1 protein-coding gene is annotated in these 263 nt (G+C 41.4%); it reads left to right on the top strand.

Annotation, left to right across the window (positions count from 1 at the left end; translation table 11 throughout):
* A partial coding sequence (locus ACFINZ_RS11770) for an adenylosuccinate synthetase (protein ID WP_375701619.1) occupies positions 1-263 on the top strand: 263 nt, incomplete at both ends.

Raw genomic sequence — 263 nt, forward strand, 5'->3', positions numbered from 1 at the left:
TGGGCATGAATTTGGCGTTGTTACTGGTCGAAAACGTCGATGTGGCTGGTTTGACGCTGTCTTAGTCCGTCAAATGGTAACGATTTGTGGTGTTCAGGGTATAGCATTGACAAAGCTTGATGTTTTGGATGGTTTGGATGAAATTAAAGTCTGTGTTGGTTATGAACTTGATGGGAAAAGAATTGATTATTTACCCTCTTCCATGGGAGCACAATCCCGTGTAAAGCCTATTTATGAGACATTAGAAGGTTGGAAGCAAGCAA

Origin of the sequence: Bartonella sp. AA81SXKL (genome assembly GCF_042196945.1) — a bacterium.
In the GTDB taxonomy this organism is placed as follows: domain Bacteria; phylum Pseudomonadota; class Alphaproteobacteria; order Rhizobiales; family Rhizobiaceae; genus Bartonella.